The 20394-nt window shown below is 38.6% G+C and carries 15 protein-coding genes; 11 read left to right on the top strand and 4 right to left on the bottom strand.

Annotated elements, in window-relative coordinates:
• The first annotated feature begins 36 nt into the window (after window positions 1–36).
• From kduI to LF887_RS13435, 9 genes are all read left to right on the top strand, one after another.
• Window positions 37–873 (top strand): 5-dehydro-4-deoxy-D-glucuronate isomerase, encoded by an 837-nt coding sequence (gene kduI / locus LF887_RS13475; protein WP_236854727.1) that lies wholly within the window; start codon window positions 37–39, stop codon window positions 871–873.
• A 9-nt stretch (window positions 874–882) separates the two neighbouring features.
• Entirely contained in the window at window positions 883–1665 is a 783-nt protein-coding gene (locus tag LF887_RS13470) for a gluconate 5-dehydrogenase (RefSeq protein ID WP_236854726.1), read from the top strand.
• Window positions 1666–1683: 18 nt separating this feature from the next.
• On the top strand, window positions 1684–3081 hold the full coding sequence (uxaC, locus tag LF887_RS13465; RefSeq protein ID WP_236854725.1) for a glucuronate isomerase: 1398 nt from the start codon (window positions 1684–1686) through the stop codon (window positions 3079–3081).
• A 40-nt stretch (window positions 3082–3121) separates the two neighbouring features.
• Window positions 3122–4129 carry a sugar kinase gene (locus LF887_RS13460; protein WP_236854724.1) on the top strand — a complete coding sequence of 336 codons (1008 nt, stop codon included), beginning with the start codon at window positions 3122–3124 and terminating at the stop codon, window positions 4127–4129.
• Window positions 4130–4131: 2 nt separating this feature from the next.
• Window positions 4132–4800: a bifunctional 4-hydroxy-2-oxoglutarate aldolase/2-dehydro-3-deoxy-phosphogluconate aldolase gene (locus LF887_RS13455; protein ID WP_236854723.1), complete on the top strand. Its 669-nt coding sequence runs from the start codon at window positions 4132–4134 to the stop codon at window positions 4798–4800.
• Between the two features lie 216 nt (window positions 4801–5016).
• Window positions 5017–6543 (top strand): MFS transporter, encoded by a 1527-nt coding sequence (locus LF887_RS13450; protein WP_236854722.1) that lies wholly within the window; start codon window positions 5017–5019, stop codon window positions 6541–6543.
• A 123-nt stretch (window positions 6544–6666) separates the two neighbouring features.
• A complete protein-coding gene (locus LF887_RS13445; protein ID WP_236854721.1) occupies window positions 6667–8133 on the top strand; it encodes a tagaturonate reductase in 1467 nt (488 codons plus the stop codon).
• Between the two features lie 5 nt (window positions 8134–8138).
• Window positions 8139–9752, top strand: coding sequence for a UxaA family hydrolase (locus tag LF887_RS13440; protein WP_236854720.1), 1614 nt, complete (start codon window positions 8139–8141; stop codon window positions 9750–9752).
• A 229-nt stretch (window positions 9753–9981) separates the two neighbouring features.
• Window positions 9982–10707: a WG repeat-containing protein gene (locus LF887_RS13435; RefSeq protein WP_236854719.1), complete on the top strand. Its 726-nt coding sequence runs from the start codon at window positions 9982–9984 to the stop codon at window positions 10705–10707.
• A gap of 239 nt (window positions 10708–10946) precedes the next feature.
• On the opposite strand, the gene LF887_RS13430 is transcribed toward LF887_RS13435, so the two are convergent.
• The gene (locus LF887_RS13430) at window positions 10947–11975 is read right to left on the bottom strand and encodes a LacI family DNA-binding transcriptional regulator (protein ID WP_236854718.1); all 1029 of its coding nucleotides are present in this window, start codon (window positions 11973–11975) and stop codon (window positions 10947–10949) included.
• A 415-nt stretch (window positions 11976–12390) separates the two neighbouring features.
• On the opposite strand from LF887_RS13430, the gene LF887_RS13425 reads away from it, so the two are divergent.
• Both LF887_RS13425 and LF887_RS13420 read left to right on the top strand, forming a co-directional pair.
• Window positions 12391–12540: a hypothetical protein gene (locus LF887_RS13425; protein ID WP_236854717.1), complete on the top strand. Its 150-nt coding sequence runs from the start codon at window positions 12391–12393 to the stop codon at window positions 12538–12540.
• A 68-nt stretch (window positions 12541–12608) separates the two neighbouring features.
• A complete protein-coding gene (locus LF887_RS13420) occupies window positions 12609–13736 on the top strand; it encodes an alpha/beta hydrolase-fold protein (protein WP_236854716.1) in 1128 nt (375 codons plus the stop codon).
• A gap of 105 nt (window positions 13737–13841) precedes the next feature.
• Here LF887_RS13420 and LF887_RS13415 read toward each other — a convergent pair whose 3' ends face one another.
• From LF887_RS13415 to LF887_RS13405, 3 genes are all read right to left on the bottom strand, one after another.
• A complete protein-coding gene (locus LF887_RS13415; RefSeq protein ID WP_236854715.1) occupies window positions 13842–14279 on the bottom strand; it encodes a hypothetical protein in 438 nt (145 codons plus the stop codon).
• Window positions 14280–14359: 80 nt separating this feature from the next.
• Window positions 14360–17182 carry a T9SS type B sorting domain-containing protein gene (locus tag LF887_RS13410; RefSeq protein WP_236854714.1) on the bottom strand — a complete coding sequence of 941 codons (2823 nt, stop codon included), beginning with the start codon at window positions 17180–17182 and terminating at the stop codon, window positions 14360–14362.
• 114 nt (window positions 17183–17296) lie between these two features.
• Complete coding sequence (locus LF887_RS13405; RefSeq protein WP_236854713.1) at window positions 17297–20368, bottom strand: T9SS type B sorting domain-containing protein; 3072 nt, start codon at window positions 20366–20368, stop codon at window positions 17297–17299.
• Between the last annotated feature and the right edge of the window lie 26 nt (window positions 20369–20394).

Below are 20394 nucleotides of genomic sequence, written 5' to 3'. Positions count from 1 at the left end.
ACAGGTTTGAGAAAACCGCAAAAAATAAAAAGTAGTATGGCACAATCAGAATTTCGTTACGCCCATCATCCCGAAGATGTTAAAAAGTATACTACAGAAGATCTTAGGAGGGAGTTTCTTATCGATGATTTATTCAATGAAGATCAGGTGAAATTAGTCTATTCTATGTATGACAGGCTTATAGTGGGTGGTATAATGCCTTCGTCCAGAGCTTTGAAGCTGGAGCCTACTGATGATTTGAAAGCTGAAAACTTTCTGGATAGGAGAGAGCTGGGAATTATCAATGTAGGAGGTGTTGGAAAAGTAAATGTAGATGGTAAAGTTTATGAACTTGGAAATAAAGAAGCTTTATACATTGGAAAAGGCGCAAAAGAAGTGATTTTTGAAAGATCCGGTGATGAACAGCCGTATTTCTATATCAATTCTGCCCCTGCACATCATACCTATCCTACGAAAAAGATCACAAAGAACGAAGCTGAAATTGTAGAGCTGGGTGACGAAAAATACGCCAATAAAAGGGTGATCAATAAACTGATTGTAAATTCTGTTCTTGAAACCTGCCAGCTTCAGATGGGAATGACAGAACTTCAGCCTGGAAGTGTCTGGAATACAATGCCTGCCCATACTCATACCCGAAGAATGGAAGCTTATTTCTATTTTGATCTGGAAGAAGGGCAGACAGTAAGCCACTTCATGGGGCAGGCTGATGAAACCCGCCACATTTTTATGACCAACAGACAGGCGGTGCTTTCTCCCGAATGGTCTATTCATTCCGGTGTAGGAACTTCCAATTATACTTTTATCTGGGGGATGGCCGGAGAAAATATGGACTACGGTGATATGGACGGCATCAAAACAAACGAACTAAAGTAATTTTTTCCAATGAATTTATTTGATTTATCCGGCAAAGTAGCCGTTGTTACAGGCGGTACCCATGGATTAGGAATGGCTATGGCTGAAGGTCTTGCTGCTGCAGGAGCTGAATTGGCAATCACCAGTACGACCCCGTCAAAACTAGACCAGGCTTTACAATACTATCATGAAAAAGGATATAATGCAACCGGTTATCTTTTTGATGTAACAGACGAGCTTGAAGCTGCTCAGAAAGTAGCTTTGATGGAAGCTACCCATGGAAAAATAGATATCCTTGTCAATAATGCTGGTATCATCAAGCGTGTTCCCGCTATTGATATGGAGGTGGAAGACTTCAGAAAAGTAATCGATGTAGATCTTACCGGACCTTTTATCATGTCGAAATTAGTCGGCAAATATATGATCAAAAGAAAATCGGGAAAGATTATCAATATCTGCTCGATGATGAGTGAGCTGGGTCGTGATAATGTAGTAGCCTACGGTTCTGCAAAAGGCGGTCTTAAAATGCTTACCAAAAATCTGGCAACAGAATGGGCCAAACACAATATCCAGGTGAACGGAATCGGTCCCGGATATTTTGCAACCTCTCAGACAGAACCTATTCGTGTGGATGGGAACCCTTTCAATGATTTTATCATCAGCAGAACTCCGGAAGGAAGATGGGGAAACCCCGAAGACCTTGCTGGAACAGCTATTTTCCTGGCTTCTGAGGCCAGTCAGTTTATCAACGGACAAATTATTTACGTTGATGGCGGAATCCTGGCAACAATCGGAAAACCGGCTAATGAATAACAACAGAATTAGACTAGAATGAAACCTTTTATAACAGATCAATTTTTATTACAAAATAAATACGCTGAAGAACTCTACTTCAGATTCGCAGAAAAACAACCAATCATTGATTATCATAATCATCTGATTCCTAAAGATATTGCAGAAGACACTGTTTTTGAGAATATTTCAAAAGTGTGGATTGCAGGCGACCACTATAAATGGCGGGCCATGCGTACGATGGGAGTAAATGAAAAATTCATCACAGGAGATGCTTCAGACAAAGAAAAATTTGAAGCATGGGCAAAAACAGTTCCTTATACTTTGAGAAATCCTTTGTATCACTGGACTCATTTGGAATTAAAAAGATACTTCGGAATTGATGAACTTTTGTGTGGGGATAATGCATCTGAAATTTATGACAACATCACTGCTCAGCTTCAGACTCCTGAAAAATCAACAAGAGGTCTTCTGAAAATGATGAATGTAGAATCTCTGTGTACAACGGAAGACCCTACAGATGTGTTGAATTACCATCAGGATCTTGTAAAAAGTGACTTCAGCATCAAAGTAAGTACCGCTTTCCGTCCTGACAAAGCTATTTTAATTGAAAATCATAATTTCCCTGATTATATTTCTAAACTGGGCGAATCCGCGGGAATTGAAATCAATTCTTACCAGACGTTGTGTGATGCTTTACTTAAAAGAATCGACTATTTCCATGAAAACGGATGCAGACTTTGTGACCACGGTCTGAACAATATTTCTTTCGAAGAGGCTGCAGAAGCCGAAGTGAATGCTATTTTCAATGATAAACTGGCAGGAAAAGTAATTGCCGAAAAACAGGTGAATCAGTTCAAAACAGCTATTTTATTATTCCTGGGTGAAGCATATCATCAGTATGGATGGGTTCAGCAGTTTCATCTGGGTGCATTGAGGAATAACAATGAAAGAATGCACCGAATTCTGGGTCCGGATACAGGCTGGGATTCTATCGGAGACTTTGTTCAGGCTGAAACGTTGTCTAAATTATTAAATACTTTAGATGGAAAAGACAGATTGACGAAAACCATTTTATACAATTTAAACCCTGCCGATAACGAAATTTTTGCCACCATGATCGGGAATTTCAACGACGGCAGCATCAAAGGAAAAGTACAGTTCGGCTCAGGATGGTGGTTTCTCGATCAAAAAGATGGAATGATCAAGCAGATGAATGCTCTTTCCAATATGGGATTAATAAGCTGCTTTGTAGGAATGCTTACCGACTCCAGAAGCTTTCTTTCTTATCCGAGACACGAATATTTCAGAAGAGTATTGTGTAACCTTTTCGGAGAAGAGATGAAAAACGGAGAACTTCCGGATGATATAGAGCTGATCGGGAAAACGATCTCAGACATCTGTTATCACAACGCTAAAAATTATTTTGATTTTTAAAATTCAAATACAATCATTGAATCTGCACATTTAATACATTATGACAGGTAAAATAGTCACATTCGGTGAAGTGATCATGCGTCTTTCCCCACCCGGAAACAGAACCATGAAACAAAGCCACGAAATGGAGTTCTTTTTCGGAGGAACAGAGCTTAATGTAGCGTCTTCATTAGCAGCAATGGGCTGCGAAGTGAAACATATCAGCTGTGTTTCCAATGATTTTGTGGGAGAATCTGCTGTTTCTTTCATCAAAGGCTTTGGAATTGACACGACTTTCATCAGTAAAAATGAACATCCGTTAGGGCTGTATTTTCTGGAAGTGGGTTCATCTGTCCGTGCCAGCAGAATAGCATATAACAGGCTTAACGGATCATTTGCCAATATTCAGGCTGGCCATGTAGACTGGGAAAAGGTCCTTGAAGATTGCGAATATTTCCACTGGACTGGTATCAGCCCCGGAATTTCTGAAACGGCCTATGAAACATTAAAGCAGGGTCTGAAAACCGCTCAAAAAAAAGGAATTCAGATTACAACAGATCCGGCCTACCGTTCCAACCTTTGGAAATACGGCAGAAATGGGAACGAAGTTTTGAAAGAACTGGTCTCTTACTCTACGATTTTCATGGGTGGAGTGAATGAAATCAATGAAATTCTCGGAACTCAGTTTTCTTCAGATAAAGAAGGTTTCATTGAAGCCTGTAAAGAATTAAAACAACAGATCCCCTCCATTCATAAAATTTTCGATAAAATAAGAATAGGTGTTACAGCGAGTTCTCAGCAGACGCAGGGAAGAGCTTTAGTGGACGGGAATTATTTTGAAACTGAGCTTCTGGAGGTTAACCCTGTAGTCGACAGAATCGGGACCGGAGACGCTTTTGCAGCAGGTCTTATTTATGGTTTGATCCACTTTGATGAGCAAAAGGCATTGAAATTTGCCAATGCAGCCTGCGCTATTAAGCATACCATTCCCGGAGATATCAATTACTCTGGTGTTGACGATATTATGGAAGTTATGAACGGAAATTCAGGAGGAAGAATAAAAAGATAATTATGGCAAGATTTACCCGTATAGAGGTAGCATTAAAAGCAAAGGAGACAGGCATTGTTCCTGTATTTTACCATGCAGATGCTGAAATAGGCAAGAATATCATAAAGGCTTGTTATGAGGGCGGTGCCCGCGTTTTTGAATTTACCAACAGGGGCGACCTTGCTCATGAAGTTTTCACTGAACTGATAAAATATACCGCAGAAGAACTGCCTGAAATGATTGTAGGAATAGGCTCGGTTGTCGATGCCGGAACCGCTTCACTGTACATTCAGAATGGTGCAAACTTTATTGTAGCTCCGTTATTAAATCCCGAAGTGGCTAAGGTGTGCAACAGAAGAAAAGTAGCATGGATGCCAGGCTGTGGTTCTGTTTCTGAAATTTCTTATGCAGAAGAGCTGGGTGCTGAAATAGTTAAAATATTCCCTGCAACACAGGTTGGAGGACCAGAGTTCATCAAAGCAGTGAAAGGGCCAATGCCATGGACGAATATTATGCCGACAGGCGGGGTCCTTCCCACAAAAGAAAATATTACACAATGGATCTCCGCAGGTTCCTACTGTGTCGGTTTAGGCTCACAGTTATTTGTGAAAAATGAAGAAGGCCAATATGATTACAGAAAAATTACAGAGACAGTTGCCGGTTCCATTCAGATCATTAAAGAATTAAGATAAAGATCCTTACAATTTTAATAAAATCATTAAAGGAATTTGAAAAGGAAGATTCATTGATCTTAAAGCAAAGCTTAACTTCATTATTCCAAATTCCCTAATCAAATCATAATGGTTTAAGAAAATAATAATTCCTGTACTGAAATCAGTATGGATAGGGAGTTTTTTGCTCCTTTTTGTTGTCAAAATCAATAAAAATCAATACTATTAACGATTGATATGAAAAAAGAAATATCCTCGAAACTGAGTAACTTCAGATGGACGATCTGTGTACTTCTTTTCATTGCAACGACCATCAATTATATGGATCGCCAGGTGCTGTCTCTTACCTGGAAAGACTTCATTGCTCCGGAATTTCACTGGAACAATAATGATTATGGAAATATCACCGCATTATTCTCTATTTTCTATGCGGTAAGTATGCTTTTTGCAGGGAAGTTTGTGGACTGGATGGATACCAAAAAAGGATTTCTATGGGCTATCGGAATATGGTCTGTAGGAGCGGTCATTCATGCATTCTGTGGAATCGCGACTTCAGGAGTTCTTACCGGAAACTGGCTGGTAAGTTTTGAAGAGTCCAAAGAAATAATCGGTACGGTAGATAACGCCGGAGCCATTATCAGTACAAGTGTTACCCTCTTTATCTTTGCCCGTTTTGTTCTGGCTGTAGGTGAAGCAGGAAATTTTCCGGCAGCCATCAAAACAACAGCAGAATATTTCCCTAAAAAAGACAGAGCATTGGCAACGAGTATTTTCAATGCCGGAGCAACGGTAGGAGCTTTGGCTGCACCGGTTAGTATTCCTTTTATTGCAAAATCTATGGGCTGGGAGTGGGCATTTATCATCATCGGAGCTTTAGGTTTTGTGTGGATGGGGCTTTGGGTGTTTTATTACAAGAAACCTCATGAACATCACAAAGTGAATGAAAACGAACTGATCTACATTCAGCAGGATCAGGATGATTTCCCGGCTGAAAATGGATCAGGTGCAGAAAAGAGATTTTCTTTCAAAGAATGTTTCAGCTACAGACAGACGTGGGCTTTTGCTTTCGGAAAGTTTATGACAGACGGGATCTGGTGGTTTTTCCTTTTTTGGACACCTGCTTATCTGAGTTCCGTTTATAAAATGGATTCTACTCAAAGTGCATTACCGCTGTTCGTGCTTTATATGATTACTTTACTGTCCATTATCGGAGGCTGGCTTCCTAAATATTTCGTAGAAAAGAAAGGTATGAACGCCTATTCAGGAAGAATGAAAGCAATGCTGATTTTTGCATTTTTCCCGTTACTGGCATTGTTTGCACAGCCTTTAGGCTCTGTTACCTATTGGATTCCCGTATTGATTATCGGAATTGCAGGAGCAGCTCATCAGGCGTGGTCAGCCAATATTTTCTCCACCGTTGGCGATATGTTTCCTAAAAAAGCGATTGCAACCATTACCGGAATTGGAGGAATGGCAGGAGGAGTAGGTTCTTTTCTTATCAATAAGTCATCCGGCGTATTGTTTGACCATGCCCATAAAGCATGGACAACTGTTGACGGAACACCATTGCTAGAAAAATACCCGCAGTACATCAATGAACGTCTGCCGGAGAACTTTTTACACAACCTGGAAAAATCCGGTGTGATCATTTCAGATGGAATAGACAAAGGATATATGATCATTTTTTCTATCTGTGCCGTTGCTTACCTGATTGCATGGAGTGTAATGAAAACATTAGTCCCAAAATACAAAGCGATACAATAACTCAATATTCCTTTAACATCACAATAAAAATAGCTGACTGAAATGGCTTTGTGAACTTAAAATCAATAAAAAATCTTTGCAGTCTTTGCGTTAAAGTCAAAAAGGATATTCAAAATAATAAAGATGGAAAATCAGATAAAACAAAAATTAAATCGTGAATTCAATGATTCTCAGGAGAAATTGCCTATTAAAATTGTGCAGTTTGGAGGGGGTAATTTCATGAGGGGTTTCACAGATTATGTGATTGATTTGCTTAACAAAAAAACAGGATTCAATGCCGGAATTGTGAATGTGCAGCCTACTCAGGGCGGTTCCGTTCACAAGCTTGAAGAACAGGATAATCTGTACACTCTTTTTACAAGAGGGATTAAAAAAGGAGAGATCATTGATGAAAAACAGATTATCTCAGCTATTCAAAAATCAGTCAATCCCTATACACACTATGATGAGTTCCTTGCATTAGCCAAAGAAGAGGCCTTGGAATTTGTTTTTTCCAATACCACAGAAACGGGAATTGCTTATGATGAACTTGAAAATACTTATCAGGGTCCGCACAAAAACTTTCCTGCGAAAGTAACTGTTTTACTATATGAAAGGTTTAAACATTTCAATGGAGCTCCTGAAAAAGGATTGAGAATTATCCCGTGTGAACTGATTGAAGACAATGCTTTAGCTTTAAAACAAATTATCCTTCAATATGCAAAACTGTGGAATTTAGAAGATTGTTTCGTACAATGGATCGAACAGGATAATTATTTTCATAATACATTGGTAGACAGGATTGTTCCAGGATATCCTAAAGATGATGCTGAATCTTACGAAGAACAGCTTGATTACGAAGACCGGATGATGGTGGTTTCGGAAGCATTTTTACTTTTTGTAATTCAGGATGTTAATAATCTGAAAGGGAGGATACCTTTTGATCAGATTAATGAGCAGATCCTTGTGGTAGATGATATTCAGCCTTACCGTCTCAGAAAAGTACGTATTTTGAATGGCGGCCACACCCTGATGCTTGCTCCTGCTATTTTATCAGGAATGGAAACAGTGAAGGAGTCTATTGAGAATCCATTTATCGGTAAGTTTTTAAGTGAAACAATTTTCAATGAAGTGAACCCGACTTTAGGATTGGATGAAAATGAATTGAAAAACTTTGCAGAAGATGTTTTTGACAGGTTCAAAAACCCTTTTATCAAACACTATTTGACAAGTATCGCTTTGTATTTTGTATCCAAATTTAAAGTAAGAATCCTTCCAAGCCTTTTAGGGTATGTTGACATCAATCAGAAATTACCGCTTAACCTGACTTTCTCTCTGGCAAGTTTAATCCGTTTTTATCAGGGAAGTTATGGTGAGAAATGGCTTCCTTTGAATGATGAAAGCTCTGTGGTTGAGAAATTTAAAGAGATCTGGACTCATTATAATGATTATGAAACCGTTGCGGAGCTGGCATTAAGCGAAGCATCTTTCTGGGATACGGACCTCACTAAGGTTAAAGGCTTGAAATCTGCCGTAGCAAAAGCATTATGGGAAATTGATCATCACGACACAGAAACGGCTTATCACAATTTCGTTCAATTTTATTCTTAAAAATCATGCAAAAGAAAGTACTGAAAGTAAATCCCAAAGATAATGTAGTAGTTGCACTGGTTGATCTGAGGCAAGGGGAGACTGTTACTTTGGGTCATCTTACTTATGACATCATAAAAGATACTAAGGCTAAGCATAAATTTGTAACGGAAGATCTTTCAGAGGGAGATTCTATCATTATGTACGGTGTCTTGGTGGGAAAAGCAAACCAGCCGATCCAAAAAGGAGAAGTAATCACTACCCTGAATGTGAAACACCAAAGTGCAAAAGTACAAAAGAAAACAGAAACCACTTCCTGGACAGCCCCGAATGTTGACCAATGGAGAGACAAGACCTTCATGGGCTACCACAGAGAAGACGGACAGGTAGGAACAGAAAATGTATGGCTGTTCTTTCCGCTGGTTTTTTGTGAAAACAGAAATGTAGAGATCTTAAAAGATGTTTTTGAAAAAGAGCTTTTATTTGAGAAAACAACCAAACACCAGTTATTATTAAGATCTTTAATCCATAATTCAGAGGCGGAAGCAGTTGCTGAAGAAGATCAGGATTCAAGAATTTTTAAAAATGTAGAAGTTAAATTTATCACTCATCAGGGTGGTTGTGGCGGAATTCGTCAGGATGCAGAAGCGTTGGGAAGACTTTTGGCAGGATACGTCAACAATCCGAATGTTGCCGGAGCAACGGTTTTGAGTCTTGGATGTCAGAATCTTCAAGTACAGGTTTTTAAGGATGCCTTAGAAAAGATTAGTCCGCAAAATAATAAACCAATCATCGTTTACGAACAGCAAAAGTCCGGAACGGTAGATGAAATGCTCAGCGGAATCATTAAAGATTCTTACGAAGCCATCAAAAAAGCTAATGATATCCAAAGAAAACCTGCTCCGCTTTCAAAGCTTGTATTAGGGCTGGAATGCGGTGGTTCAGACGGATTTTCGGGAATTTCTGCCAATCCGGTATTAGGACATCTGTCGGATTTAATGGCCGGAGTAGGAGGTGCTACCATTCTTTCAGAGTTTCCGGAACTGTGCGGAGTGGAGCAGGAGCTGGTCAACCGTTGTGTAAACGAAAAAGATGCAGAAAGGTTTTTACAGTTGATGAAAGACTTTGAAGCATCAGTAGTTGCGGCAGGTTCAGGCTTTGATATGAATCCATCGCCGGGAAACATTAAAGACGGCCTTATTACCGATGCTATGAAATCTGCAGGCGCTGCGAAAAAAGGGGGTTCATCCCCAATCAATGACGTTCTTGATTTTACTGAATATATCAAAGAACCCGGCTTGAATTTGCTTTGTACACCGGGAAATGATGTAGAATGTACGACGGCTTTGGTAGGTTCAGGCTCCAATGTTGTGCTATTTACAACCGGTCTGGGAACCCCTACCGGAAATCCTGTGGTTCCCGTGGTGAAAATATCTTCCAACACTTCTCTTTCCGAGAGAATGCCGGATATTATCGACTTCAACACGGGAGATGTGATTACCGGAGAAAAAACAATTGATGAAAAAGCAGAAGAACTGCTGGAGTTTATCATCAAAGTAGCCAGCGGAGAAGTAAAAACCAAAGCTGCTATTTTAAACCAAAATGATTTTATCCCCTGGAGAAGAGGGGTAAGTTTGTAAAATGTTTTTTTAATTATAAATATTAATTAGGATTGAAAATGCTTTCTATGTAATGTAGAGGGCATTTTCTTTTATCAGAGGTAAAAACAATGTATATTTGAACGGCATTCAAGGCTACAATGATGGAGTATTAAAAATGGAACGATCCTTTGCATACATCACTGAAGAGGTCATAGAATGGATGTATACAACGGAATAAAAACTTTACATCTAAGATGTACAAAATAATATGGAAAATCCTTTAGAGCTTTATGAGACCATTTTCTTATCTAAAAGGCTTAAAATATCAATCTTTCAGTACAAAGACGGAAAAGTTTATACAGCTGATGAGTATAATAATATAGAGGAACTTAAGGTGTCAAAAATCGTTGATTATTCAAATGGAATGGTTCGATTTTATAATATGATTGAAGGAGAGAAAAAATGGGGTGTTATGCTAATTAATGGCTTCCAGATTATACCTCCTGTTTATGATTATATATCTCCTTTGATCGATCAAAAATATTTTAAGATTTTTATAGGTGACTATCATTGGAAATATGATGATGAGTCTAATGAGCTTTTTTACGAATTTTTATGGGATAACAAGTCGTGGAATGGTGACGAATATAAGGGAAGGCTAGGACAGGGAAAGTGGGGGCTGATCAATACAGAAAACCAGATCCTGATTCCTGTAGAATATCAGTGGATAGATATCCTGGATCAGCGTACTGTATGCTGTAATATAGGAGATACTCCCATTATAAAATGGTATCATGGAGATAACAAAAAAGACGTACTCTCAATAGGCGGTGGTTTATGGAAAGTGATTTACCTCAGTCGCTTCCAGAATATAGAGACCGAATTGGGGATGTACTATGAGGTTATTGAAAAGTTTCCCGAAGAATATAAAAAACATAACAATCTTGATTATCACCCCTTTTCCTATGAATTTCAAAAGATTCATCAGTTTTGATCTTACACCCTCGAGCCTGCATGAAGATTGGGAACAGAATGAAAAAACGACAATCTCATTCAATAGGAACGGGTTATTATCCTGAGCGTAATGAAAAGGAGCCCGTTTTAAAAAAAGGAGAAATTATCATTGGCTTAAGCCAAAACTTACTTATTGATTATAAATTGAGATTCTTCCTTCGTCAGAATAACAAACAGGCTGTTGATAGCTTATGTAAACAATCAATCTCAGGAGAAAAACTATTTTTTCTTAGACGATTTTCGGATATAAAGCTGCGGGGTAAGCACAACCTTTTTCTCAATGGAAACTCCGGATCCATTCTCTTTTACACTTTCCAAAAATACCTGCCCAGCCATTTTTCCCATTAATACCGGAGTCTGATCAACTGAACTGATCGGAAGTTCCATAAATTGAGTGAAAGGCTCGTTGGAAAAACCAATAACAGCAACTTCCTGAGGAATCTTTATGTTGCGTTTTTTCAATTCCTGGCAAGCGCCTAAGGCTGCAAAATCACTGGACGAAAATATAGCATCGGGAACAGATTTTTTATTCCAAAGCTTTTTAATAGCTTCAATTCCGCCATCTATTGAACTCTCTGTAGAAATTATATTGTCTTCTTTTACAGGTAAATGGTGATCCGTAAGAGCCTGCTTATACCCGTTAAGACGATTCTGATAAATTTCAAGGTTAAGGTCTCCTGCAAAATGACAGATATTTTTATAACCTTCTTTGATCAGGTGTTCGGTGGCCATATACCCCCCGCGATAATCATCAATGGTCACGGTGCTGATGCCTGCGATATCTTTTTTACGGTCAAAAAAGATAATCGGTGTATTCGAGGTGTCTAAAATGTTTTGGATATGGGTGGTATCTGTTGTCGTTTTGGATACAGACATGAAAATGCCGTCTACCTGAGCATTAAGCAAGGTATTAAGCTGTCTTTTTTCAATATTGGCATCTTCGTGGCTCTGGCAGATAATCACATGATAACCAAGCGGAGAAAGCTCCTCCTCAATTCCCCGTATCACAGATGAAAAGAAGTTGGTGTTGATGTAAGGAACAATGATGCCGACATTTTTGGTTTCACCACTTTTTAAGGCTTTGGCAAGGTTATTTTGCTTATAGTTCATTTCCTTGGCCGTTTGGCGTACCAGTTCTTTCGTGGCCTGGCTTATTCTCGGATGGTCGTTCAATGCTCTTGAAACAGTTGCCACACTCACGTTAAGCTTCTTTGAAATATCATAGATGGTGGCACTTTTCTTATTCATACAGAGATTTTTCTACGTGTTTTTATACCTACATTATAAAGGTTAAATTTAATCAAATTATAGCTATTTAAAAGGAAAACCAGCGTATTTTATGTTGCCAGGTATGATATTGAATGCCTATTGCCTTTTCTGTTGTTTTAAATGATTGATTATGTTTGTTTTAGAATTATTCTTTATTGGCGGGAATTTATAATTGATCGAAAAAGAGGGAAGAATCCGGAATCGTCATTCACGATCTGGAAGAAACATTTAAAGATTTACTATTTCGACCGAACGATTTCAGATTTTTATTTAAAAAGAATGTTTTCGGATTATAGGATCGATGATTAGGGCTTTAATACGTTTTATCTGTAGTTATCGTTCAAAATAAAAAACACCTATGAAACCGGTTAAAATGAATTAAAAAACTTCCCTCATGGGGAAGCTAAAAGATTTTGGTGTGATAGTGATATCACTAAGATTATCATTTTCAAAAGTAAGTGATATCAAGATATTTTATTATGATTACGATCATAATACAGCTTTTCATGAAAATTTTATCGCAGGAATTAACCATTTGGAATAGGGAAGTGATAGCATTTTTAAGTTTAAATTCTTAAATTACACGCTTTCTATCATTCTGAAACGAACTCAATGCGAAACTTTATAATCACTTCTATAGTTACTTTATCCTCTGTTATGGTATTTTCCCAAAAAGAAGAGACCTCTGTAACAGCACAGAAAGGAAAAGAATTTCCTAAGATCACCCCCGAAGGCAAAGCCCAGTTTAAAGTTTATTTTCCCGAGGCAAAATCTGTTACTTTAGAAGGGGGAGACGGGATGCAGAATTTGAAAACTACTGTTAACAAAGACAAAGATGGTTTTTGGAGAATTTCTGCTTCACCCATGGAAATAGGATTTCATTATTACTGGTTCAATGTGGATGGTAAACGAACCAATGATCCCAATACCGAGCTTTATTTTGGCTATGGCCAGCCGACGAGTGCTATTGAAGTAGATTCACGAGAAGATTTCTTCTTTGAGAAAAAGGTAAAGCACGGGAAAATTGTTGATGATTCTTTGAACTCGATCATTACTCATGGAAAGAGAAATTTTAAAGTTTACCTTCCTCCAGGTTACGGAACTGAAAGACTTCCTGTTTTATATCTTTATCATGGAACGGGTGAGGATATTACCGGATGGGAAAAACAAGGATATATCAGAAATATTCTGGACAATCTTTTTGCAGAGAAAAAGGCGAAAGAAATGATCGTGGTGATGGATTACGGAGTTGCTCTTAACCCTGAAGAAGAAAAAATGCCGGACAATTATCCGAGAACTGTACTTTCTGCTCAAAACCTTGACAGGATTGTGGTTCAGGAACTGATTCCTTACATTGAAAAGAAATATAAAACTACAAGTAAAAGGGCTATTGCAGGACTTTCCCGTGGAAGTTATCAGGCTATGCTGATTGGATCCCGTCATCCTGAGTTATTTTCTGCTATTGGATCATTTAGTCCTGTCATTTATGAGGGAACCAAAATAGAACCTTTTAAGGAACTTCCTATCGGTAATCTCTTAAAGTCAAGACAGAAGCCTTTCTTCTTTATCGGAATTGGAGAGAAAGAGGACCATAGATTCCTTGAATTTAACGAAGCTATCGTTACTTATTTTAAACAAAATAAGTATCCGTATTCTCAGTACAAATCTCCACAAACCTACCATGAATGGCTGACCTGGAGAGGATGCCTTTACCGGTTTGCACAAAAAATATTCAAATAATTTAGAGTGGATTTTTACTGTATTTATTTTTATAAAAAACAACAGGCTGCCTCACTTTGGAGACAGCCTGTTGTTTTTTTACTAGCTTTTTATCTGGAAGAGCATTTACTTTTTTGCGGTAGATATGCTTAAACACTTCTGCCCATTATAATCTATAATGTCAGTATTTTCAATCATTTCACTATAAATTCTGGTATCCGGCCCTTCAATCTTATAGCCATCAATAAATACCGGGCTGTTTTTCGGTACGTTGTTCTGACTGTTAAGAAGTTCAAGAGATATACTGTCGGGATAGGCCCCATTTTTTTTCAGTTTCACTTCTGCCAAACCATTATCAGCAAGGTATTCAAACTTTTTCAGATGGGAAGGAAGGTTTGCTTTAGTCTTAAAAACATTTATCTTTTCAATACTGCTTTTGTAGTTGTCAAACATTTTAGCTGTTCCTATTACATCATTGTAAACGGCAAATTTTACAGTATTGCTTTTTTGCGCGAGTACCATTCCTGAAGCAAAAATTAGAAATGTATATAAAAGCTTTTTCATAATAAAAATAGATATTTAAATAGTAAGTAAATTATTTTTTTGTGATCGGATCCGTGGCTCTTTTCAATCTTTAGGATCAGTTAGTCTCTGTTTTTTACCATAACCCATCCTGTGAATTTTATTGGAGTCTGCTTGGTGTTGGACTCATTCCAGCCAAGATCAAACCAATAAGTCCCTGTGGCTACTTTTTTTCCTGCAATAGTTCCGTCCCATTTGTATCCGCTTTGCTTATTTCCTTCATGGATCTTACTTCCATATCTGTCATAAATGTTAAATGTTAAATTGGATTTTCCGGCTAAAGCAGAATAGTCAAGTACATCATTTACTCCATCGCCATTAGGGGTGATTACGTTAATCAGATTAGGTACGGTAATATCTACCTGCAAAGGAACACAATTGTAAGAATCTTTTACATAGAAGGTAGTAACCCCTCTAGGTACGTTGGTAAATACATTGTCATCCTGCCAGTTGATATTATCCATTGAATACTGGTAAGGTGGTGTTCCGGCAATAACAGTTATTGTAACAGTATTGTTTGTAATATTAACATCGGAAATAACAGGATTTTCGGAAGGATAGATTTTAACCGTCTGTCTGGTTGTACATTCTCTGGTTTTAAGATCAACCCAATAAACACCCACTCCTAAGTTATTGACAACCTGGGTGGTTGCTCCCGTACTCCATAAATACCCTGTGAAACCAGGTCCGGCATCTAATGTTGTGGTATTTTCCATACAGATTATTTTATCTTTTAAAACATCTGAGTACATTGGAGGGATCACAACAAGAGTTACTTCTGCAATTTTAAAACATCCGTTGGCATTGCTTACTTTAATATAAACTACACCGTTTGGAGCAATGTAATTGGCCGGGGTAAGGATTTCGTTTGTTCCGTTTTGTGCATCAGTAGGGGATGGATAATATTTTCTGGTAGTTCCCGGCTGCACATTAACTCCTGCGGATGTTAAATCAAATAATCCCAATACAGGGTTAGCAGGTGTAAAACATGATTTTAACGTAACATCTTTTACGATTGGGCTTTCAGAAACAGTTAATGTTAAAGTTACCTGTTCACAATCTGTAAAGTCCGGGTTATTTCCGCAGAATTTATAAACAATAGTATCCATTCCCATATACCCAAAGTTTGGAACATAATTAACAACTCCTGCCGGATCTACAGTTGCTGTACCATTTGCCGGAGGCGTAATGATGGTTACCGTACTCGGTACATAAGTTTGGGTAGAATTTGTAAATTCGGGAACAATAGACTGGTAGCCTTCACAAACAGTCATTGCTTTGGTGGTCTCATTCAGACAGGTATATACTTTATAAACCGGAGTGGTTGCCGGAGTACATGAGCCTACTGAGATTTTTACCGTATAGTTTCCTGAAGCTACAGGAGTATAGCTGTTGGAGTTGGCCCCGGGAATAGGATTTCCGTTCAGATACCATTGGTAGGTATCGTAGCTGTCATCAACCTCCAGAACAAGACCTGGAATACAGTCTCCTGTCTGCTTGGCAATTAATGGAATAGAGGAGAACCCCGAGAAGTATCCACCGTACCCTGATGTACTGTACCCTCCGTTAATACCTGCAGTTACAGCTTTATCAGAAATAATGGTCACATTTCCGGTGATAGGTGACAATGCATAAGTAACCCAGTTAGAATTTCCTGTTAAAGGGAAAGGTCCTTGTGCCGCTGTAGGAGTAATACCGTTTACGGTTACATTAGCTCCTGCTTCGGTTAAAATATTCAATTTTACAACGGTTCCGCTTGGAACAGTACTGCTTGTTCCAGTTCCGGTTGGCATCTCGTTGATTTTTCCTATTTCATCAATTTTTCTGGGTAAGAAACAGTTTAATGGCGGGATATAGTTGAAACCACAGGTTGCACTGCTGTTATCCACTGAAACCAATTGATACAGATATACATTTTTTGAAGTGGTAATGAACATATTGAAATGCCCGGAAGTTCCCTGCTGAACATAATTGCTTCCCTGGATCCTGTAATATTCACCACTGTTGATTGTAGCGATAGGCGTATTGGCTCCGTTAATGAATATTTGGGTATTGTCTTCAGTTCCAATAACAATACCTCCTTCCAGATCCGGATTGCTTGATCGGGTTCTTACCATGGCAAAAGTACTACCAAGTCTTTCTGTAGGTACGGCCTGATCAAGGATTCCATCTGATCCTGAAGATGTATTATTTCCAAAATTTCCATTGATATTGCCGTTGGTAAGAGTGATGGGTTTATCAGCAACAATCTTGGCTCCTATAAAAGCAGATTGGTTAAGTCCATTAGTTCCAGTACCTCCTGCAAAAATAAAAGACTGTCCTTTATTTAAGGTAACAGTATGGGTATTGGCTGGCGGTGTAGCACCAAAGAATGTTACATTTCCACTCCAGGTAGTAGTCACAACCGTATTGTTTTCTGTTGCCATCACCCCTGCGGTAAAGTTAAAACCTGAAGATGATGCGGTAGTAGGCGTTCCTGCAACATAAAACTCTTTACCAATTCCGGCTTTACCTTTACTGGTTACAATTTCAGCATGCGTAGTGCTGCTTACCATTCTTAATGAGCAATAGAATGGTTTGGTTCCCTGTACATATAGTCCTTTATTGATAACATTGAACGCATCTGATGTTACTGTAGCAGCTATATTAGGTATGGGTACAACAAAAGTCTGAGGGGCTCCTTTACTAATGGTAACAGTACCGATAGGTGCATTATTACTGTTAATAGTAACAACAAAAGGAGCTACTGAATCTGTGGATAAATATAATGCCTGGGTATAGCTTGTAGAGGCATAATAGGGCGCAAACCAATGGTCCGTATCCCTTTGAGCCGAGACATTGATGCCTAAGATAATTAATAATAAAATGAGTAGATAGTTTTTCATATAATGTAAAGTTTGTTCACTGAATAATAGAAAATTGTTTATTAGGTTAAATTTTTGTTAAATTTAATGAACCACGATGAATAATCGTAGTTCATTAAGCTGTTATTTTGAAAATTATTCAATATTTTTCACTAAAATCCATCCTGTATACTTAATTGGGGTCTTTTCTTTGTTGGATTCGTTCCAGTTAATATGATACCAATAAGTGTCAGTTGTTATTTTTTTATCGAAATGCTTTCCGTCCCACCTGTAGTTATTAAACTTATTTCCGGTGAAAATCTTGTTTCCATACCTGTCATACACTACGAATGAAAGATTCTCCTTATAAGCCAATTCACTATAGTCAATAAAATCATTTTTATGATCTCCGTTTGGCGTGATCGCATTAATAAGGTTAGGTACTGTTACTTCTACAGAAACCGGCGTACAGTTATATGCATCTTTTATATAGAATGTATGCTGGCCTCTTGTAAGTCCTGTGAAAACGTTAGAGTCCTGCCAGTTAGAAGGAGCGTCTACCGCATATTGATAAGATGCTTTTCCTCCTGATATATGAACGGTTGCAGTATTATTGGAAATTTCAACTTCCTGAATCACCGGATCCTGAGATTTTTTAACATTGACGGGCTGTTTAACAAAGCATCCGTTATCTTCAAGAATGACCCAGTATGTTCCCACCATGACATCCTGTATTGTTTGCGTAGTTGCTCCGGTACTCCATTGGTAAGAAGCATATCCGGGGCCTGCATCTAACGTAGTTTTGGCATCTATACAAATGATTCTATCTGTAAGTACTGCAGATCTTTTCGGAGGAATTACCTTAAGAATAATTTTTGCAATGGAATAACATCCGTCTGCGTTGTAAACTCTTGCATAAACAGTGGCATTTGCAGAGGTATAAGCTGTCGGATTCTGGATTTCATTGGTATCATTGCCGGCATCCGTTAATGTTGTATAAAAACTCTTTGTGACAGGTGTTTCATTTGTGATGTTGGCCGCTGTCAGATCAAATTTTGACTGATTTTCTGCTTCCGGAAGAAAACATTCACTTAACAAACCATCATGTACTACAGGAGAAGGAAAGAAAGCTAACGTAATTTTAGCAGTGCCCGTACATCCTTCACTGGTCGTTACCTTTACATACACAACTCCGGCGGCAGAGTTATAATTTGTAGGATCTGTAATTGGATTGGAGTCAGAAGTAAGATCTGCCATACTAAGGTAGAACTTTTTCACTACAGGACTGTAAGAAGTAACAGCAGCTTTTGTTAAGTCAAAAAATCCTTTTCCGTTATACTGACATGCTTTAACGGTGGCATCATCCAGAATGAATGGTACAACATTTAAATGTAAAGTTACTTTTTCACAATCAATAAATTCCGGTGCATTACTGCAAAACTGGTATACAATAAGGTCCGGGCCTATATATCCTGTATTGGGAACATATGTAAATGCTCCTGTAGTAGGGTTGGGTGAGGTAACAGTTCCGTGAGCGGGAGGAGTAATGATGGTGACTGTACTTCCTAGTGGCGTCTGGGCAGAATTGGAGAATGCAGGGGTAATAACCTTTGAAGCACATGAATTAACCGTTGAAGTAGATTCATATAAACAAGGGAAGACTTTATAAATAGGAGTCGTAACCGGTGGACAGCTTCCCATTGTTACTTTTACGGTGTAATTTCCTGCCTGAGTAGGAGTGTAGGTATGGGATGTGGCTCCTGGTATGGCAGCTCCATTTAAGAACCATTGATAAGAATCATATCCGTCATCTACTTCCAGCACAATACCCGGAACACAGTCTCCTGTTTTTTTTGCAATTACAGGGATTGATGAAAATCCTGCAAAATATCCTCCATATCCGGAAGTGTTGTATCCTCCATTGATACCGGCAGTGACTGCTTTGTCAGAAATAATAGTTACGTTACCTGTAATTCCTTCTATCACATAAGTTACCCATGATGCATTTCCGGTCAGCGGATAAGGCCCCTGAGTAGCATTAGGGAAATTTCCGTTGACTGTTACCGTTGCGCCGGCTTCAGTTAGGATATTTAACTTAATGACCATATCGCTTGGGGTAGGATTAGGAAGTGGCATTTCATTGATTTTGCCGATCTCGTCTATTTTTCTCGGTAGAAAACAGTTTAATGGAGGAATATAATTGAACCCGCAAGTTGCACTACTGTTATTAACAGCTACCAGCTGATACAAATAGACATTTTTTGAGGTGGTTATAAACATATTGGCATGTCCGGAAGTCCCCTGAAGTACATAAGCATCCCCTGAAATTCTATACCATTCTCCCTGATTGATTGTAGCAGCGGGCGTGGTAGAGCCATTTAAAAATATATCTGTATTGTTTTCAGTAGCGATCACAATGCCACCCTCTAAGTCTGCTGCGGTAGATCTTGTTCTTACCATTGCAAATGTACTTCCCAACCTTTCTACAGGAACAGCCTGATCCAAAATGGCATCCGATCCTGAATTGGTTGTAGTTCCAAAATTTCCGTTAACGTTTCCGTTGGTAAGAGTAACCGGCTTGTCAGAAACTACTTTTGCTCCAATGAATGATCCGATATTCGAGGAATTGGCTCCATTACCTGCGAAGATAAAAGACTCTCCTTTATTCAGGATAAAAGTATGCGTTGTACCTGCTGGAGCAGTGCCCAGAAAATTGACACCCGCATTCCACGTTACCGTTACTGAGGTCGCATTCTCTGTAGCCAAAATACCGGCAGTGAAATTATTTCCCGTACTTGAAAAAGGAGACGGAGTTGCAGCTACATAAAACTCCTTCCCAATTCCTGCCTTACCTTTGCTCGTAACAATTTCTGCGTGAGTAGTGTTGCTCACCATTCTAAGCGTGCAGTAGAAAGGTTTGGCACCGTTAAGATATAAGCCTTTATTGATCACTGTGAAAGCTTCAGCAGGAACTGTGGCGGCTATATTAGTGACAGGAACCGTATAAATCTGTGGACTGCCTTTACTGATGGTGACAGTTCCCAGGGCAATATTATTGCTATACACTGTAACATCAAAAGGAATCAGAGAATCTGTAGATAAATACAAAGCCTGGGTGTAGCTTGTTGAAGCATAGTAAGGAGCTATCCAATGTTCAGTATCTCTTTGTCCGAATAAAGAGCCGAACGTCAGAAAGAGGCTTAATAGACTAAATATAAAGTTTTTCATGCGCGATAGAATTATAATTTCTGAAA

Source organism: Chryseobacterium sp. MEBOG06 (assembly GCF_021869765.1).
Taxonomy (GTDB): domain Bacteria; phylum Bacteroidota; class Bacteroidia; order Flavobacteriales; family Weeksellaceae; genus Chryseobacterium.
Note: the sequence above shows the minus strand (reverse complement) of the source record. Positions and strands in the feature narration are given on the sequence as shown.

Excerpts from the sequence above, each read along its gene's own strand:
- kduI (WP_236854727.1), top strand. The coding sequence starts at position 37 with ATGGCACAATCAGAATTTCGTTACGCCCATCATCCCGAAGATGTTAAA.
- LF887_RS13470 (WP_236854726.1), top strand. The coding sequence starts at position 883 with ATGAATTTATTTGATTTATCCGGCAAAGTAGCCGTTGTTACAGGCGGT.
- uxaC (WP_236854725.1), top strand. The coding sequence starts at position 1,684 with ATGAAACCTTTTATAACAGATCAATTTTTATTACAAAATAAATACGCT.
- LF887_RS13460 (WP_236854724.1), top strand. The coding sequence starts at position 3,122 with ATGACAGGTAAAATAGTCACATTCGGTGAAGTGATCATGCGTCTTTCC.
- LF887_RS13455 (WP_236854723.1), top strand. The coding sequence starts at position 4,132 with ATGGCAAGATTTACCCGTATAGAGGTAGCATTAAAAGCAAAGGAGACA.
- LF887_RS13450 (WP_236854722.1), top strand. The coding sequence starts at position 5,017 with ATGAAAAAAGAAATATCCTCGAAACTGAGTAACTTCAGATGGACGATC.
- LF887_RS13445 (WP_236854721.1), top strand. The coding sequence starts at position 6,667 with ATGGAAAATCAGATAAAACAAAAATTAAATCGTGAATTCAATGATTCT.
- LF887_RS13440 (WP_236854720.1), top strand. The coding sequence starts at position 8,139 with ATGCAAAAGAAAGTACTGAAAGTAAATCCCAAAGATAATGTAGTAGTT.
- LF887_RS13435 (WP_236854719.1), top strand. The coding sequence starts at position 9,982 with ATGGAAAATCCTTTAGAGCTTTATGAGACCATTTTCTTATCTAAAAGG.
- LF887_RS13430 (WP_236854718.1), bottom strand. The coding sequence starts at position 11,975 with ATGAATAAGAAAAGTGCCACCATCTATGATATTTCAAAGAAGCTTAAC.
- LF887_RS13425 (WP_236854717.1), top strand. The coding sequence starts at position 12,391 with ATGGGGAAGCTAAAAGATTTTGGTGTGATAGTGATATCACTAAGATTA.
- LF887_RS13420 (WP_236854716.1), top strand. The coding sequence starts at position 12,609 with ATGCGAAACTTTATAATCACTTCTATAGTTACTTTATCCTCTGTTATG.
- LF887_RS13415 (WP_236854715.1), bottom strand. The coding sequence starts at position 14,279 with ATGAAAAAGCTTTTATATACATTTCTAATTTTTGCTTCAGGAATGGTA.
- LF887_RS13410 (WP_236854714.1), bottom strand. The coding sequence starts at position 17,182 with ATGAAAAACTATCTACTCATTTTATTATTAATTATCTTAGGCATCAAT.
- LF887_RS13405 (WP_236854713.1), bottom strand. The coding sequence starts at position 20,368 with ATGAAAAACTTTATATTTAGTCTATTAAGCCTCTTTCTGACGTTCGGC.